The 15,953-nt window shown below is 71.9% G+C and carries 13 protein-coding genes; 9 read left to right on the top strand and 4 right to left on the bottom strand.

Features of this window, described 5'->3' with window-relative positions; all coding sequences use genetic code 11:
* Positions 1–68: 68 nt before the first annotated feature.
* Together BLU79_RS40675 and mtnA are read right to left on the bottom strand one after the other, a co-directional pair.
* Positions 69–401: an ArsR/SmtB family transcription factor gene (locus BLU79_RS40675; RefSeq protein ID WP_093911076.1), complete on the bottom strand. Its 333-nt coding sequence runs from the start codon at positions 399–401 to the stop codon at positions 69–71.
* 52 nt (positions 402–453) lie between these two features.
* A complete protein-coding gene (gene mtnA / locus BLU79_RS40670) occupies positions 454–1,485 on the bottom strand; it encodes an S-methyl-5-thioribose-1-phosphate isomerase (protein WP_093911075.1) in 1,032 nt (343 codons plus the stop codon).
* 322 nt (positions 1,486–1,807) lie between these two features.
* Here mtnA and BLU79_RS40665 point away from each other — a divergent pair, with 322 nt between their 5' ends.
* The 7 genes from BLU79_RS40665 to BLU79_RS40635 all read left to right on the top strand — a co-directional run bounded on the left by BLU79_RS40665 (position 1,808) and on the right by BLU79_RS40635 (position 9,113).
* Positions 1,808–2,860, top strand: a complete 1,053-nt coding sequence (locus BLU79_RS40665; protein ID WP_093911074.1) for a BMP family ABC transporter substrate-binding protein — start codon at positions 1,808–1,810, stop codon at positions 2,858–2,860.
* On the top strand, positions 2,841–4,382 hold the full coding sequence (locus BLU79_RS40660) for an ABC transporter ATP-binding protein (RefSeq protein WP_093911073.1): 1,542 nt from the start codon (positions 2,841–2,843) through the stop codon (positions 4,380–4,382). Before BLU79_RS40665 ends, BLU79_RS40660 begins: the two co-directional genes overlap by 20 nt.
* A 1-nt stretch (position 4,383) precedes the next feature.
* Positions 4,384–5,427 (top strand): ABC transporter permease, encoded by a 1,044-nt coding sequence (locus BLU79_RS40655; RefSeq protein WP_093911072.1) that lies wholly within the window; start codon positions 4,384–4,386, stop codon positions 5,425–5,427.
* Positions 5,427–6,296: an ABC transporter permease gene (locus BLU79_RS40650; RefSeq protein WP_093911071.1), complete on the top strand. Its 870-nt coding sequence runs from the start codon at positions 5,427–5,429 to the stop codon at positions 6,294–6,296. Before BLU79_RS40655 ends, BLU79_RS40650 begins: the two co-directional genes overlap by 1 nt.
* Positions 6,293–7,045, top strand: coding sequence for a nucleoside phosphorylase (locus tag BLU79_RS40645; protein WP_093911070.1), 753 nt, complete (start codon positions 6,293–6,295; stop codon positions 7,043–7,045). Before BLU79_RS40650 ends, BLU79_RS40645 begins: the two co-directional genes overlap by 4 nt.
* A complete protein-coding gene (locus BLU79_RS40640) occupies positions 7,042–8,346 on the top strand; it encodes an amidohydrolase (RefSeq protein WP_371132035.1) in 1,305 nt (434 codons plus the stop codon). Before BLU79_RS40645 ends, BLU79_RS40640 begins: the two co-directional genes overlap by 4 nt.
* Before the next feature lie 95 nt (positions 8,347–8,441).
* On the top strand, positions 8,442–9,113 hold the full coding sequence (locus BLU79_RS40635) for a FadR/GntR family transcriptional regulator (RefSeq protein WP_093911069.1): 672 nt from the start codon (positions 8,442–8,444) through the stop codon (positions 9,111–9,113).
* A 1-nt stretch (position 9,114) separates the two neighbouring features.
* Here the strand turns inward: BLU79_RS40635 and BLU79_RS47640 are convergent, their stop codons facing one another.
* Positions 9,115–11,499: an NACHT domain-containing protein gene (locus BLU79_RS47640; RefSeq protein WP_218137824.1), complete on the bottom strand. Its 2,385-nt coding sequence runs from the start codon at positions 11,497–11,499 to the stop codon at positions 9,115–9,117.
* 315 nt (positions 11,500–11,814) lie between these two features.
* Between BLU79_RS47640 and BLU79_RS40625 the strand changes: the two genes are divergently transcribed.
* On the top strand, positions 11,815–12,792 hold the full coding sequence (locus tag BLU79_RS40625; protein WP_093911068.1) for a PAC2 family protein: 978 nt from the start codon (positions 11,815–11,817) through the stop codon (positions 12,790–12,792).
* A 133-nt stretch (positions 12,793–12,925) separates the two neighbouring features.
* On the opposite strand, the gene BLU79_RS40620 is transcribed toward BLU79_RS40625, so the two are convergent.
* The gene (locus BLU79_RS40620) at positions 12,926–13,900 is read right to left on the bottom strand and encodes an SMP-30/gluconolactonase/LRE family protein (RefSeq protein WP_093911067.1); all 975 of its coding nucleotides are present in this window, start codon (positions 13,898–13,900) and stop codon (positions 12,926–12,928) included.
* Positions 13,901–14,211: 311 nt separating this feature from the next.
* Here BLU79_RS40620 and BLU79_RS40615 point away from each other — a divergent pair, with 311 nt between their 5' ends.
* Positions 14,212–15,948 (top strand): S8 family peptidase, encoded by a 1,737-nt coding sequence (locus BLU79_RS40615; RefSeq protein ID WP_093911066.1) that lies wholly within the window; start codon positions 14,212–14,214, stop codon positions 15,946–15,948.
* The last annotated feature ends 5 nt before the right edge of the window (positions 15,949–15,953 follow it).

The following is a 15,953-nucleotide window of genomic DNA, read 5'->3' as shown; positions in this document are numbered from 1 at the left end:
CATCGAAATATCGCAGATTCTCGATATGAAACGCAACAGGCCGACCGCGTGCGCGCCTGCTCCAACCCCTAGAGCGTCCGCCCGAGTTGGGCCAGCAGCTCGGCGATGCGTTCCTCGTCCCGCTTGTAGTGGGTCCACTTGCCCACCCGCGTCGCCCGCACCAGCCCCGCCCGCTGCAGTTCGGCCATGTACGCCGACACCGTCGACTGGGCCAGCCCGGCCTTGGCCTGGATATGACTCACGCAGACCCCCACTTCGACCGGGTCCGCGATCGCCTCGTATTGCGCGAAGTGCCGCTCGGGCTCACGCAGCCACACCAGCAGCTGCAACCGCACCGGGTTGGCCAGCGCCTTCAGGGCGCCGACCAGATCCGCGTCCGGGGAGGTCACAGCGTCGGTCATGGGTCCGGAGTATAGGTCGGCGCCGCGGTCGGGGTTCTGCGGTCGCGGACGCTCAGCGCAGCCGCTCCCCCGGCAGCTCCCCCGCCGACACCTGAAGCACCCCGCGCTCGGTGACGAGGCCCGTGACCAGGCGCCCCGGCGTCACGTCGAATGCCGGGTTGTGGCCGCGCGACCCGGCCGGAGCCGTGCGGATGCCGCCCCACTCCAGGACCTCGTCCTCGCCCCGGAGTTCGATGGGGATGTCGTCGCCGGTCTTCGTGTCCAGGTCGACGGTCGTCGTGGGCGCCGCCACCAGGAACGGGATACCGGCGTCCGCGCAGGCCAGGGCGACGCCCACGGTGCCGACCTTGTTCGCGGTGTCGCCGTTCGCGGCGATGCGGTCGGCGCCGACGATCGCCGCGTCGACCTCGCCGCGCAGGATGGTGCCGGCCGCGGCACCGTCGGCCTGGACGTAGTGCGGGATGCCCTCCTGGGCCAGCTCCCAGGCGGTCAGGCGGGAGCCCTGGAGCAGCGGGCGCGTCTCGTCGGCGTACACGACCTCCAGGCGGCCCCGCGCGTGCAGTTCCCGGATGACGCCGAGTGCCGTGCCCCACCCGGCGGTGGCGAGCGCGCCGGTGTTGCAGTGGGTGAGGATGCGCAACGGCCGCTCGACGCCGACGCGTTCGAGCAGCCACTCAGCGCCGTGCGCACCCATGGCGCGGTTGGCCTCGATGTCCTCGCGCTGCACGGCGGCGGCCTCGTCCAGTACGGCGTCGAGGCCCTCGTCGAAGCGGGTCATGACGCGGTCCACGCACACCATGAGGTTGACGGCGGTGGGCCGGGCCGCACGGACGCGGGCCACGGCAGCGCGCACCTCGTCGGCCGACCAGCCCTCGCGCTCACCCTGGAGCAGCGCGAGCGCGACGCCGTACGCACCCGCCGCGCCGATCGCCGGCGCGCCGCGCACGACGAGGCGCTTGATCGCGTCGACCAGGGTGTCCACATCGCGGACATCCATCGTCTCGGTGCGCTGCGGAAGCAGGGTCTGGTCGATCAGCGCAAGGCTGTTTCCGGTCCAGTGGACGGCACGCAACTCCTGGGACATAAAGGACACTCCTGCTGTTCCTGTGGGTCTCGCCACGGTACATGACCTTGAAGAACCACAGTTCGAGACAGTCGGGCGCATGTCCGAATGTCGGGTGTACAGTCCACCCACCCGCAGCCCATCAGTCGAGACGAGGGAGGACGAGTGCTGCTCACCAGGCGCCGCTTCCTTGACTTCGGCCGGTGCGCCGGCGACGGCTGTCGACCCTGACTCGCCCCTGAGCCGCCGAGCCGCCCCCACCTCGGCCCCGGCCCCCGTCGCCCACCTCACGTCACCACGCTCACCGTCGAGCGCTCCTTGCCGCACCCCCGGAAGGTCCCCGATGCCCTCGAGATTCCGCCGTTCCCTGCAACTCGCCGCCACCACCGCGCTCGTGGTCACCGCGGCCACCGCCTGCAACGCCGCCGCGAAGAAGGACAGCGCCGACAGCGCGAGCGGCGGCAGCGGGAAGTCCTTCACGCTCGTGACCCCCGACGCCGTCGGCCAGAACGAGTTCCTGAAGCTCGCCGTCAGCGGCGTCGAGGACGCGGCGAAGCAGCACGACGGGTCGCAGAAGGTGTACGAGTCCACGGACACGGCCTCCCAGCAGCAGAACGTCCAGGCCGCGGTGGACGCCAAGCCGGACGTCATCGTGCTGGTCGGCTTCGAGTTCGCCGACCTCGTCGCCCAGCAGGCCGAGAAGAACCCGAAGCAGCAGTTCCTGATCGTCGACGCCTGCACGACGAAGACGTACAAGAACGTGAGCTGCGCGGTATTCCGCGAGCACGAGGGCGTCTATCTCGCGGGCGCAGAGGCGGGCCTGCTGAGCAAGTCGGGCAAGGTCGGCGCGGTCGACGTCCTCGACACGCCCCAGTTCCGGCGCTACAGCGACCCGTTCGCGGCCGGAGCCAAGAAGGTCGCCGCCAAGACGGAGACGTCCACGCGCTTCGTCGGCGGCCAGTCCCCCTTCGACGACTCGGCCCGCGCCAAGGAACAGGCGAACTCCCTGCTCGCCAAGGGCTACGACCAGATCATGGCGGCCGCCGCGGCCGGAAACTACGGCGTCTTCGAGGCGGCGAAGGCCAAGGGCGCGTACGCGTACGGCGTCGACGTCAACCAGTGCGTCTCGGCACCCGGCACGGTAGTCGACAACGTGATCAAGCGCACGGACGTCGCCGTGGAGAAGGGCATCGAGGCGGTCCTCGACGGCAAGACGGGCACGACCGTCTCGTACGGCCTGAAGGAGGGCGGCATCAGCCTCACCGGCCTGGAGGACGGCGTGGACTCGTCGAAGTGCGTGATCGCCGACCACAAGGACGTCCTGAAGCAGGTCGAGGCGCTGCGCGACCAGATCGTCGCCGGGAAGCTGACGGTCGATGACCCCGCCGCAAGCTGATCCCGAGGACGTGGCGGTCGAGCTCCGGGGAATCACCAAGCGGTTCCCCGGCACGCTCGCCAACGACGCCGTCGACCTGACCGTCCGGCGCGGTGAGATCCACGCGCTGATGGGCGAGAACGGCGCGGGCAAGTCCACGCTGATGTCGGTGCTGTACGGCATGGAGCGCGCCGACGCCGGTTCGATCCGGATCGACGGGCAGACCGTCGAATCCGGCTTCGCCAGCCCCTCCGACACGATGGCCGCAGGGCTCGGCATGGTCCACCAGAGCTTCAAGCTGTTCGACTCGCTGAGCGTCGCCGAGAACGTCGTGTACGCCGCCGAGCCGCGCCGCTTCGGTCTGGTGGACCGGGCCGCCGCCCGCCGCCGGGTGCGTGAACTCGCCGAGGAGCACGGGCTGTCCGTCGACCCGGACGCGCGGGTCGGGGACCTTCCGGTGGGCCTGCGCCAGCGCGTGGAGATCCTCAAGCTGCTGCACCGGGGCGCCCGTACGCTCATCCTCGACGAGCCGACCGCCGTGCTCACGCCGGCCGAGGCGGACGCCCTGTTCGCGGTGCTCAAGTCGCTGGCCGCCGAGGGCCGTACGGTGATCCTTGTCACGCACAAGCTGCGCGAGGTCCTCGAAGGCAGCGACCGGGTGACCGTGCTGCGGGACGGCCGGGTGGTCGCCCGCCTGGTCACCGCGGAGACCTCCGCCGACGAGATCGCCGCCGCGATGACCGGCCGGACGGTCGAGCTGGACCGCATCCACGCGCCGGGCACGCCGGGCGAGGTGGTCCTCGACGTGGCCGGCCTGGCCACCGACGCCGTGAACGGCATCGATCTGACCGTGCACGCCGGGGAGATCGTCGGCATCGCGGGCGTCGCGGGCAACGGGCAGAGCGAGCTGGTCGAGGCGCTGGCCGGACTGCGGCCGACCACGGCCGGGCGGGTCACGCTCCAGGGCGCGGACATCACCCATGCCTCGGCCACCGAGCGCCGCGCCAAGGGACTGGCGTACGTCCCGGAGGACCGCCACGCGGTCGGTACGGCGCCCGCGGCCTCGGTCGCGGACAACCTCGCGATGGGCCACCACCGCACGTCCCTCTCCTCCCGAGGACTGCTGCCGCCGACGGCCGTCCGGGCGCACGCGAAGAGGCTGGTCGAGCGGTTCGGCATCAAGACGTCGACCCCTGAGGTGCCCGCCTCCGCGCTGTCGGGCGGCAATCTGCAGAAGCTGCTGATCGGCCGCGAACTCGCCCATGACGCACCGCTGCTGCTCGTCGAACAGCCCACCCGCGGGGTCGACATCGGCGCCATCCAGAACATCCACGACCAGCTGATCGCCTACCGCGACGCCGGTCACGCCGTGCTGCTCGTCTCGGCGGAGCTGAGCGAGATCCGGGGGCTCGCCGACCGGGTGCTGGTGATGTACGAGGGCCGGGTCGCGGCGTCGTACACCAAGGACGAGGCGGACGAACGGACGCTGGGGCTGGCAATGGCGGGCGGCGACACCCGCGCGCAAGTGAAGGCCGCTGACTGACATGAGACTCGATCGCACAGCGGGAGCCCTGCGCTCCCCCATCACCTTCTCCGTGCTCGCGGGCGTCCTCATCGGCGCGCTCTTCCTCGTCGGCACCGGCGCGGACCCGATCGCGGCCTACGAGGCGGTCCTGACCGGCGCGCTCGGCGCCGACGGCATCGGCTCCACCCTGACCACCGGCACCAGCGTGCTCGGTATGGCCCTCGCGCTGGCGATCCCGCTGCGCGCCGGGCTCATCAACCTCGGCGGGGACGGCCAGTTGGTGCTGGGCGGCATCACCGCTGCGGTGACCGGCCTGTACTCCCCGCTGCCCGCGCCGCTCACCGTGGTACTGGCGCTGCTAGCCGGCATGGCAGCGGGCGCCGCGTACGCCGTGCTGGCCGCCCTGTGCGAGAACCACCTCGGTGTCCCGCTCCTGGTCAGCAGCCTGCTGCTGAGCTACCCGGCGGTGTCCCTGGCCTCCTACCTGGCCCGCTATCCGCTCAAGGAACCGGGCTCCAGCCTCCCGCAGACCCGCGCACTGCCCGACGGCGTTGCTCTGCCCGCGTTCGGGGAGTCGACGGTGACCGTCGGGCTCGTGCTCGTCGTGCTCGCGGCGGCGGCGTACTGGTTCACGGATCGGCGCACCGCGATCGGGTACGAGATACGGATGACGGGTCTCAACGCGCGTTTCTCCGCCTACGCGGGCGTCGAACGCCGCGCCCTGACCCTGAAGTTGCTGTCCGTCTCGGGCGCACTCGCCGGACTGGTGGGCGCGATCGGGGTGTTGAGCTTCCCGTACCGCTTCGTGGACGGCTCGCTGACCGCGCCCGGTTACACCTGGACGGGTCTGACGGCCGCGCTGCTGGCGGCCGCGGCTCCGCTCGGCACGCTGATCGCCTCGTTCTTCTTCGCCGTCCTCCAGGTCGGCGGGCTCGCGATGGAGCGGACGACCGAGGTGCCGCGGGAGCTGACGCAGGTCCTCCAGGCGATCGTGATCGTGTTCCTGGCGGCCCGGCTGCGTTTCCCCGGCCGCTGGTTCAACCGTCGTAAGGAGGCGGTGTGATGTTCCTCGACTCCGATCTCCTGATGTCGGCGCTGCGCGCGCTGACCCCGATCCTGCTGGCCGCGCTGGGCGGGGCCCTGTGCGAGCGGGCGGGCGTGTTCAACATCGGCCTCGAAGGCATGATGCTGATGGGCTGCTTCACGGCCGTGGCCACGAGCTGGTTCACCGGCAGCCCGTGGCTCGGCGTGCTGGCGGCGGCTCTCGCGGCGGCGGCGTACTCGCTGATCCTGGCGGTGGGCGCGGTGACACTGCGCGGGGACGCGGTGGTGCTGGGCATCGCCATGAACCTGCTGGCGGTGGGCCTCACCAGCTTCCTCCTCCGTACGGTCTTCGGCGTCCAGGGCACCTTCGACGACCCGGCACTGGCCGGGCTGCCACTGGTCGGCGGTTTCACACCGCTCGCCTATCTGGCCTGGGCGACGGTCGGGGTGGCGGCGCTGCTGCTGTCGCGGCATGTGTGGGGGCTCAGGCTGCGCGGGGTCGGCGAGGCGCCGGACGCGGCGGCGACGCTGGGCGTGAGCCCCGCCAAGTACAAGTACGGCGCCATCCTCGTCTCCGGTGTCCTGTGCGGGCTCGCCGGGGCCCAACTCGCCCTCGGCAACGTCACGTTGTTCTCCGAGAACATGACCGCGGGCCGGGGCTGGATCGCCGTCGTCGCGGTCATGCTGGGCCGCGCCCTGCCGCTCGGCGTCCTGCTCGCCGCCCTGCTGTTCGGCCTCGCCGAGGCGGCCGGCTTCCGTCTCCAGGGCCTCGGCCTGCCGCAGCAGGCGACCGACGCCGCGCCGTACGTCGTCACGCTCGGCGCCCTCTTCCTCACGACGGCACGCCGCCATCGCACCCGCCCCCGTCCCTGCGGAGCCGCTTCATGACCCAGGACCTGCTGCCCGTCACCCGCATACCCCGCACCGGACTTCCGCCGCACGCGATCGTCGTCGGCGACCCGGCCCGCGCGGCGGCCGTCGCCGCGCTGCTGGACGGTGCCGAAGAGGTGTCGTACCACCGCGAATACCGTGTCTTCAGCGGGAGTTGGAAGGGCGTGCCGGTCACCGTCGCCTCGCACGGGGTCGGCGGGCCGGGCGCGATCCTGCTGTTCCAGGAGCTGGCGGACGCAGGCGTACAGGTGATTCTGCGGTTCGGTACGGCGGGGGCGATGCGGCCGGGAATCGGCGACGGCGACCTCGTCATCGCGGAGGCGGCCGTACGGGACGACGGCGTGACGCAGCAGCTGCTGCCGCCGGAGTACCCGGCGGTCGCCGCGCCGGAGGCGGTGCTGGCGCTCCAGCGGGCGGCGCGCGAGGCGGGTGCCCCGCACCACCGCGGGATCGTGTGGACCCGCGCGGCCTTCCAGCCGGGGCTCATCCCGCTCTTCTCCTACGACGGTGCCGGGCTCGCGGCGATCGAGATGGAGCTGTCGGCACTGCTGGTGACGGCGTCGCTGCGGGGGCTGGTCGCGGGCGGAGTCCTCGTGATCGACGGGGCGAACGCGGACGAGCTGGTGGACGAGGCGGGCACCAGCGCCTACGACCCGCACCGCGAGGTCGTCGCGGCGGGTGTCGAGAGGGGCGCCGTCGTGTCGCTGGAGGCGCTGCGGCTGCTGGCGGAGGGGAACGAGCTGTGAGCATCGATCCGATCGATCTGCTGGTTCACGGCGGTGATGTCCTGACCGTGGACGAGGCCGGAACCGTCGTACGGGGCGGGGCGGTCGCGGTCGACGAGGGTGAGATCGTCGCCGTGGGTCCCGCCGAGGAGCTGTGTACGCGGTTCACGGCACGGGAGTCCATCGACGCGTCGGGTTGCCTGGTCCTCCCCGGCCTGATCAACGCCCACACCCACCTGGCGATGACGTTGCTGCGGGGCCGCGCCGACGACGTCACCCTCCAGGGCTTCCTGGAGCGGGTGCTGCGGTGGGAGGCCGAGCTGCTGACGCCGAAGAACGTGGCGGCGGCGGTGCGGCTGGCGGTGGCCGAGAGCGTACGGGCCGGGGTGACCTCGGCGCTGGACATGTACTGGTTCCACGAGGCGGCCGAGCAGGCGGCCCGCGAGACGGGCTGGCGGCTGCTGACCGGGCCCACCTTCATGGACGTCCCCGAGCCGCCGGACAAGCTCGCCTACGAGGACCGGCTGGCGTGGGCCCGCCGGGACCTGGAGGCGCGCGGCCCGGCCCGGCACGGCCGCCGTCCCGTCGTCTTCGCGCACTCCGCCTACACCCTCTCCCCCGACCAGCTCACCGAGATCGCCGCGCTGGCACGGGAGTTCGGGGCGCTGCTGCACATCCACGCCGCCGAGAACGGGACCGAGGTGGCCACCGTCGAGGTGCGCTGGGGCAAGCGCCCGGTGGAGCTGCTGGACTCCCTCGGGCTCCTCGGCCCCGACCTGCTGCTCGCACACGCCGTGGAGCTCACCGGGCCGGAGATCGCGGCGCTGGCCCGCACCGGCACGTCCGTCGCCCACTGCCCCGTGTCGAACCTGAAGCTGGGCTGCGGCATCGCTCCGGTGCCGCGGCTGCTGAGCGCCGGGGTGACCGTCGGGCTCGGCACCGACGGGGCCGTCAGCTCCAACACCCTGGACGTGCTGGGGGCGGTGCGGCAGGCGGCGCTAGTGCACAAGGCGGGCGGCGACCCCACGGCGGTCGGCGCGGAGCGGGCCGTACGCATGGCGACGGTCGAGGGCGCGCGGGCGCTGGGGCTCGGGGAGCAGCTGGGCTCTCTGGAGGCGGGCAAGCGGGCCGACCTGATCGTGCTCGACCTGAACGCACCGCACCTGCGCCCGCTGCACGAACCGTGGTCCACGCTCGCCTACGCGGCGCACTCGGCGGACGTGCGGGACACGGTGGTCGAGGGGCGGATTCTGATGCGGGACCGGGTGCTGACGACGCTCGACGAGGCGGCCGTGATCGCCGATCTGGAGGCACTCCTCTGAACAGGCCCCATAATGTGAGCTGAGACATCGGATGTCTCTTGCGCGGCCTCGTGTCGGCATCGTGCGGGACATCGCGAACGACAGGGAGGCGGGCCATGGCTGTCACCGACGAGGCGATCGAGAAGATCAAGGGCATGATCGTCTCCGGCGCGCTGCGCCCCGGCGACCGGCTCCCCAAGGAGAGTGAGCTGGCCGCGGAGCTGGGGCTGTCCCGCAACTCCCTGCGGGAGGCCGTGCGGGCCCTGTCGCTGATCCGGATCCTGGACGTACGGCAGGGCGACGGCACCTACGTCACCAGCCTCGACCCTCAGCTGCTCCTCGAGGCGCTGAGTTTCGTCGTCGACTTCCACCGCGACGACACGGTGCTGGAGTTCCTCGCCGTGCGCCGCATCCTGGAGCCCGCCGCCACCGCGATGGCCGCGTCCCGGATCAGCGAGCAGCAACTGGACGCGCTGGCCAACCAGTTGGACAAGCTCGGCACCGAACCGTCGGTGGAGGAACTCGTCGCCTGCGACCTGGAGTTCCACCGGGGCATCGTGCAGAGCTCCGGGAACTCCGTACTGTGCTCGCTCCTCGACGGGCTCTCGGGGCCGACGACAAGGGCGCGGATCTGGCGGGGGTTGACCCAGGAGGACGCGGTCAGTCGGACCCTGCACGAACACCGGGCGATCCTGGAGGCGTTGCGGGACCGGGACGGGGAGGCGGCGCGGTCCTGGGCGACGGTGCATATCGCCAGCGTGGAGCAGTGGTTGCGGTCGACGCTGTGACCTAACGGTCGGCTTCGGCGAGGCGGTGCTGGAGCTCGATGTGGCGGAACTGGTAGACGGCGCCGGTGCGGCGGAGGATGCCTCGGTCGTGGGCGTCGGCGAGGAACCCCCAGAGGTCGTACGGGAACTTCCAGCGGAGGGCGAGCCAGCAGCGGGCAACCGCGTAATGGCACCAGGCGGACTGGCGGATGCCGATGGCCACGGCGATGAGCACAGCGGGGACCAGGCCGACGATGTAGAGCCACAGGTACGCGCCAGTGGTGCCCCCGCCCCATACACGCGTCGAACCGAAGAGTTTGGCGCACCAGCCCTGCGTACCGATCACCGCGGTGCCGAGCAGCGCCGCGGTGAGAACGCAGGTGCCCAATGTTCGACGGTCGTTCGCCAGGAGGACCTGACCGTCGGCCGATGTTCCCAGATCGATCGGCACCGCCCGCAGTCCGTTCACGAGCAGGCACGCAACCGCGTACACCGCGGCAACTTGTTCGGCGGCCCACATCGCTTCGAGAGGTTCGGAGGGTGCGATGTACTCACGGCTGGATCCCCCGGAGAGAACATCGGCCAGCAGGCCCTCGAGCAGAACGCCGCCGCCGAGCATCATCCCACCCAACAGCCCCATGAAGATGCCCCGTTTGCTCCAGTGCCACCGGACCCGGGCGACGGGAGAGACGGGATCCGCGATCATGCCGTCCGCTCCGAAGACACTCGCGGCCACCCCGTAGACAAGTGCGTTGGCTGTGCCGCAGGCGTTGTGGAACGCCAGCACGTAGAGAGCCGCGGCCATGGCACCCGTCAGGAGCGTCTGCCGGTTCCAAGCGGCCGGCCGACGCAGATTCGACCGGGCGCCGTGGGCGAAGCCTGCAAGCATGACGCCGCCCAACGCCAGCACGCCACCATCGGCCAGGCGATTCGCCACGAAGGCGAGGGAGAGGTCGTTGGTGGCAGCCGAGCACAACAGCAAGATCGTGACGCTCGCCCCGAGCGCGCACACCAGTCCCCCGCACATACCGGCCGCCACGACTCCGAGGCCGCCCCGCTCTTCCCAGTAGGGAATGAACAGCGGGTTGGGGGCGAACTGGCTCCCCAGCTCCATGGCTACGCCTTCGACCAGCCAAGCCAGGGCTCCGAGCAAAACCCCCGCAAGCACCCGTGGCAACACGCCCGGCACGATGCGGTGCAGCTGCCACCAGGCGACCTCCGCCGCCCCGTCGGCGCCACGCTCCATCCGCCGTGCCAGAAGCCGCAGGGCATCGCGCGCCTCCCCTGCCGACCAACGACACGGCCGCCGCGGATGCGGCCGGTAGGCCGCGTCGACGAACCTAACGAGTAGATGCCGCTCCACCGCCCTGCGCGTAGCGCACCGCAGCAGCTCGCCGGGATCCGGAAGCTCCCCCGCTGTCTCCCCCGGGCGCGGGTTGTACACGGACCGCGCCAGCGACACCATCAACGGGCTGCCGAGTGCCCCCGCCACCGGCGCGGCCGTGCCCAGCTCCGCCACCACCGCCTCCCACCGCGCGGCAGCCGGAGTTCCGCTCCCGCCCGCATCCCGCAGCAGATACGCGGCGACATCCCCGGCGCCGAGCGGCTCCAGCCGGATGCCCGCCATCCCCGTCAGCCGCGCCGGCACCCCCGTCCGGGGCTGCAGCGCCGCCCGGTACTCCGTCGGACGGCTCGACAGGACCAGCCCGTAGCCGTACGGCAATGCCTCAGCGATCCGGTGGAGCGCCAACCCGTTCGTCGCGGCGGGCAGTTCGTCGAACCCGTCAAGGACCGGCAGCACCAGACGCCGGTCCAGCAGCATCCCGGCGAGCGTCGTCTCCCCGTACTCACCCGGCGCCGCCACCCCCAGCTCGGCATGGTCCTGCACCAGCCTGCGCTCCATCCAGCCCCGCAGATCCATCACGGCCGGATCCCATGAGGCCAGCGGGAACAGCACCGGCACCGGACCGCCCTGCGCGCGCCCCTCGATGAGCGTCAGCACGAGCCGGACCAGCAGGAGCGTCTTGCCCGAGCCCGGATCACCCAGGACCAGCAGCCGCCGATCAGGGACGCGCCCGCCGAAGACGGCGCCGATCTCGTCGTCCCGGCCCGCGAGACCGTCCGTGACCTCGGCCAGATCCGGATCCGCGCCTCGCCAGGCCACCGGCAACGGATAAGGATCCGCCAGCCGCCGCGCCTGAGTCTCCGCCTCCCACTGCCGCCGCACGGCGACGGCGAGCCGGTCGGCCACGGCCCCCGGATCCGTCACCGCGGCCGCCTCCAGACGGTCCGCCCGATAGGCGCACCAGGCCAGATACGCACCCGCCAGCGTCGGCAGCAGTGCCGCGACCACCGTCGCCGGGTCCTCGACATGCGGCGCGACCAGCAGCGCCCCCACGATCCCCACACCAAGCAGCGTCAGATACTTGATCCCGACCCGCCGCACCCGCGACCTGGGGGCAACTCCACTCACCCGAAGAACAGTTCCGCACGCACCGGGCCCCCGGCGGCCGATCCGCGGACCTCCACACGAGTGGGTGAAACCGCCCGACCTGCCCCGCTGCTCGGCATTCGTCGGACATCGGATCTCTAGGGGGGTGTTTCGGGGTAGCGAACGGGGCAGTGATCCGTTCACTCCCCCGTGCAAGGGGGCTGCGGGAGCCCCCGCCGCACGCCGTAAGGTTGGGTGGTCAAGCGAGGGCACGTCGGAAGGAGGCACTGGGTGATCGAGCTCGAGGGGGTTCCCGAGCTGATCGACCCGGTCATGGTGGCCGCGTTCGAGGGCTGGAACGATGCCGGCGACGCCGCCTCCACCGCGGTCGCGCATCTGGACAGGGAGTGGAAGGGCGAGGTGTTCGCGGCGCTCGACGCCGAGGACTACTACGACTTCCAGGTGAACCGCCCCACAGTGTGGATGGACGACGGAGTGCGCAAGATCACGTGGCCGACGACAAGGTTGTCCGTCGTCCGCGTCGGCGGCGAGAAGCCGCGCGATCTCGTTCTGGTCCGGGGTATCGAACCGTCCATGCGGTGGCGCTCGTTCTGCAACGAGCTGCTCGGCTTCGCGCACGAACTGGGCGTGGAGCTGGTGGTCATCCTGGGCGCCCTGCTCGGCGACACCCCGCACACGCGTCCGGTCCCGATCAGCGGGACCACGTCCGACCCGGACCTGGCCCGCCGCATGGATCTGGAGGAGACCAAGTACGAGGGCCCGACGGGCATCGTCGGCGTCCTCCAGGAGGCGTGCACGCACGCGGGCGTCCCGGCGGTGTCGCTGTGGGCGGCCGTACCGCACTACGTCTCGCAGCCGCCCAACCCGAAGGCGACGTTGTCCCTGCTCAACCGCCTGGAGGACCTGATCGACGTGCGCATCCCGCTGGGCGAGCTGCCCGAGGACGCGCGCGCCTGGCAGGTCGGTGTGGACCAGTTGGCCGCCGAGGACAGCGAGGTCGCGGAGTACGTGCAGACGCTGGAGGAGGCCCGGGACACCGCGGAGCTGCCGGAGGCGTCGGGCGAGGCGATCGCCCGCGAGTTCGAGCGGTATCTGCGGCGCCGGGACGGCGGTCCGACGGCCGGCGGGCACGCCACGGACGGCGGCGAGGCCCCCTTCCTGCGGGACAACCCGGGCGGGGGCCGTACGAAGCCGCCCAAGCCGCCGAGGCCGGGCGCCACGGACGACGACGAGTCGTCGGAGGACTGAGCAGGCCAAGCAGACCAAGCAGTGGGATGGCAGAGGGCGGTGCGTAGATCACGCACCGCCCTCTGCCGTCTCCGTCGCCTCTGCCGTCCCTGTCGCCCCTGCCTGCTCTGGCGTCTCCGGCGTCCCCCTGCCCTCAGGCGGGCACCGACACGATGTCGTACGTCGTCTCCGGCGTCGGCGTCGTCGTGAAGCGCGCGTTGGGCAGGTAGAGGCGGCCCTTGTACGCGGCCGCCGTGGTCGGCACGTCGAACAGCGGGTCGGTGATCCGGCGCTGGAAGACGCCGCTGCTGCCGTCGGCGGCGAGTTTGAACACGTCGATCGCGTTCTGCCGGTTCTGGACGACGTACAGCGTGCGCCCGCTCAGCAGCAGTCCGTCGCCGTTGGTGAGCGGGGCCGCGTCGCCGAGGTCGACGAGCCGGGTGACGCCGGTGCGCGGGTTCACGCGGTGCAGACCGCCGACCCCGGACTGCACGACGAGGAGTGCCGAGCCGTCGGGGGCGGCCGTGATGCCGTTGGCGTTCACGACCTCGCCGGCGACCTGGCTCCAGTCGCCGCTCAGCGTGATCTTCACGACGTCGTCCGCGTCCGGCAGTTCGCCGTGTCGGCCCAGCGGCAGGGCGTACAGCGCGGGCTGGAAGGAGTCCGTGAACCAGGCCGTGCGCGGGGTCAGGAACACGTCGTTGGCGAAGGTCGGGGTCGCCGTGGTGAGGACGTACGAGGCGAGGATCTCGCCCGTGCGGGCGTCCACGACGCGGGCGCCCTGGCCGCGTCCGGCGACGAACAGCCGTCCCCGGTAGTCGAGTTTGAGGCCCACCGAGGGCGTGCCCGGGCCGGTGGAAATGATCGAGCCCTCGCCGGTGCGCAGGTCGGCGCGGTAGATCGAGCCGTCGCCGAGCGAGCCGAGGTAGGCGTACGGTCCGCCGCCGGTGGCGATGCCCTCCGGGCGGAAGCCGTTGGGCAGGTGGATCACGGCGGGCCGCGTCTTTTCGGCCGCCGCGACGGAGGTGCCGGCAGACCCGGCGAGCACGGCGCCGGCGGTGGCGGCACCGGTCGCGAGGAGTCTGCGGCGGGTGAGATGAGGTGCGAAGGAGCGGTGTTCGGGGGCCACTGTGCGTCCTTCCGCGGACGGGGACCGGCCGTCGGCTGGTCCAACGGTCAACTGTCTCCTCCACCCCACCACACGTCGACCGCCTCCGCAGCAGTGGACAGCCTCTCGACAGCGACTGGACAGCATCTGGCCCGATTGTGGCGTGACATCTCTTTCAGGACGGATTGCACACGGTACCCAATTCAACTTACCTAAAACCGACTTGGCGAAATAAGCCTGGACGGACCGGGCCGCGCGTGCTTGGTTGTCCCACGAAGGCGCGCCGCACCACCCGCACTTGGTACCCGCAGGACCGAAGGGAGCGGCAGACGATGACCGACCAGGCAGATCCGGCGCAGGGCCCGGGAGCGTCCGGGCCCGGGCCCGACGGAGCGGGATTCACCTATCGAGGAGCCGAGCGGGAACTGATCGTCGTCGCCCGTCCCGAGGCCCGGCTGCGTGCCCAGGCCGAGGGCGTGAGGTCGGTGGCGGGCTCGGACGTCTCGGCCCTCAACATGTTCCTCAGTGACGAACAACTCGTGCTGGAGCCGCTGTTCGGCAGCGAGGAGCGACTCCAGCAGACCGCACTCCAGCAGACCACCGGCACCGGCGACGCGCCCGACCTCGCGCTGTTCTACCGGGTGCGCGGCGGGGAACGCCGCGCCGAGGAGCTCAGGGCGCGCATCGCCGCGCTGCCGGGGATCGACTCGGCGTATGTGAAGCCGGGTGCGGTGCCGGCCTCGATCGGGCAGGTCGGGGAGGACGGGCGCCTGAAGGAAGGCGCGCCGGTCACGCCCGACTACAGCGGCCGGCAGGGCTATCTGCGGCCCGCGCCCGAGGGCGTCGACGCGTACTGGGCCTGGCAGCGGCCCGGTGGCGCCGGCCAGGGCGTGACCGTGATCGACGTGGAGGGCTCCTGGCAGCTGGGCCACGAGGATCTGGCCGCCAAGCTGGCCGGCGTCGTCGTCGGCACCCCGCTTGCCGACCTGGCCTGGCGCAACCACGGCACCGCCGTGATCGGTGTGATCGGCGGCGACCGCAACGAGTACGGCGTCACCGGCATCGTGCCGGAGACGGTGACCGCGGCCGCGTCCTTCCAGGGCATCGGCACGGCGGCCGCGATCCACGCGGCGGCGGACCGGCTCGGCCACGGCGACATCCTGCTGATCGAACTCCACCGCCCGGGGCCCCGGTTCGAGTACGCCGAGCGCGACGACCAGCGCGGTTACATCGCGCTCGAATGGTGGCCGGACGACCTCGCCGCCGTCCGGTACGCCACCGCCAAGGGCGTCCTCGTGGTGGCGGCGGCGGGCAACGGCGCCGAGTCGCTCGACGATGCGGTCTACGAGCGGCGCCCGGACGGGTTCCCCGAGTCGTGGCGCAACCCGTTCAACCCGTCCAACCCGTCCTCCGGCGCCGTCCTGGTCGGTGCGGGCGCCCCGCCGCCCGGCACGCACGGCCGCGACCACGGCCCGGACCGCTCACGGCTCGCGTTCTCCAACTACGGCGCCCGCGTGGACGCCCAGGGCTGGGGGCGCGAGGTGACGACCACCGGCGGCTTCTGGGACAAGCCCGGCGATCTGCAGGGCGGGCCCGAGGAGATCGCCTGGTACACCGACACGTTCTCGGGGACCTCCTCCGCCTCCCCGGTGGTGGTCGGCGCGCTGGCCGCGCTGCAGGGCATGCTCAAGGCGGCCGGTCAGCAGCCGATGTCCCCCGAGCGTGCGCGAGCGGTGCTGCGGGCGACGGGCTCGCCGCAGCAGGACGCGCCCGGCCGGCCGGCCTCCCAGCGGGTCGGCAACCGGCCCGACATCAAGGCGGCGGTCACCTATCTGCTGCCGCAGGCGGTCGGTTCGGGCAAGGCCGAGCGGTACTGGGACGAGTTGCTGCCGTATCCGCGTGAACTTCCGCCCAGGCTCCGGCTGTTCGTGGCCGGCGACTGGCGGAACCTCAATCATCCGTCTCCCGAGATCCGCCAGGCGGTCCATACCGCCTTCGCGGGGGGACGGCCCGATGTCCGAGTGTGGTTCTCGGACGACGAGATCGTCGGCCTGGTGATCACCGGCTGACGCAG

The sequence above is a fragment of the Streptomyces sp. cf386 genome, from assembly GCF_900103585.1.
GTDB lineage: Bacteria > Actinomycetota > Actinomycetes > Streptomycetales > Streptomycetaceae > Streptomyces.
This window is presented reverse-complemented; position numbering and strand designations above follow the sequence as displayed.

Coding starts and splice junctions, on each gene's coding strand:
- BLU79_RS40665 (WP_093911074.1), top strand. CDS start 1,808: ATGCCCTCGAGATTCCGCCGTTCCCTGCAACTCGCCGCCACCACCGCG.
- BLU79_RS40615 (WP_093911066.1), top strand. CDS start 14,212: ATGACCGACCAGGCAGATCCGGCGCAGGGCCCGGGAGCGTCCGGGCCC.
- BLU79_RS40645 (WP_093911070.1), top strand. CDS start 6,293: ATGACCCAGGACCTGCTGCCCGTCACCCGCATACCCCGCACCGGACTT.
- BLU79_RS40635 (WP_093911069.1), top strand. CDS start 8,442: ATGGCTGTCACCGACGAGGCGATCGAGAAGATCAAGGGCATGATCGTC.
- BLU79_RS40650 (WP_093911071.1), top strand. CDS start 5,427: ATGTTCCTCGACTCCGATCTCCTGATGTCGGCGCTGCGCGCGCTGACC.
- BLU79_RS40655 (WP_093911072.1), top strand. CDS start 4,384: ATGAGACTCGATCGCACAGCGGGAGCCCTGCGCTCCCCCATCACCTTC.
- BLU79_RS40675 (WP_093911076.1), bottom strand. CDS start 401: ATGACCGACGCTGTGACCTCCCCGGACGCGGATCTGGTCGGCGCCCTG.
- BLU79_RS40660 (WP_093911073.1), top strand. CDS start 2,841: ATGACCCCGCCGCAAGCTGATCCCGAGGACGTGGCGGTCGAGCTCCGG.
- mtnA (WP_093911075.1), bottom strand. CDS start 1,485: ATGTCCCAGGAGTTGCGTGCCGTCCACTGGACCGGAAACAGCCTTGCG.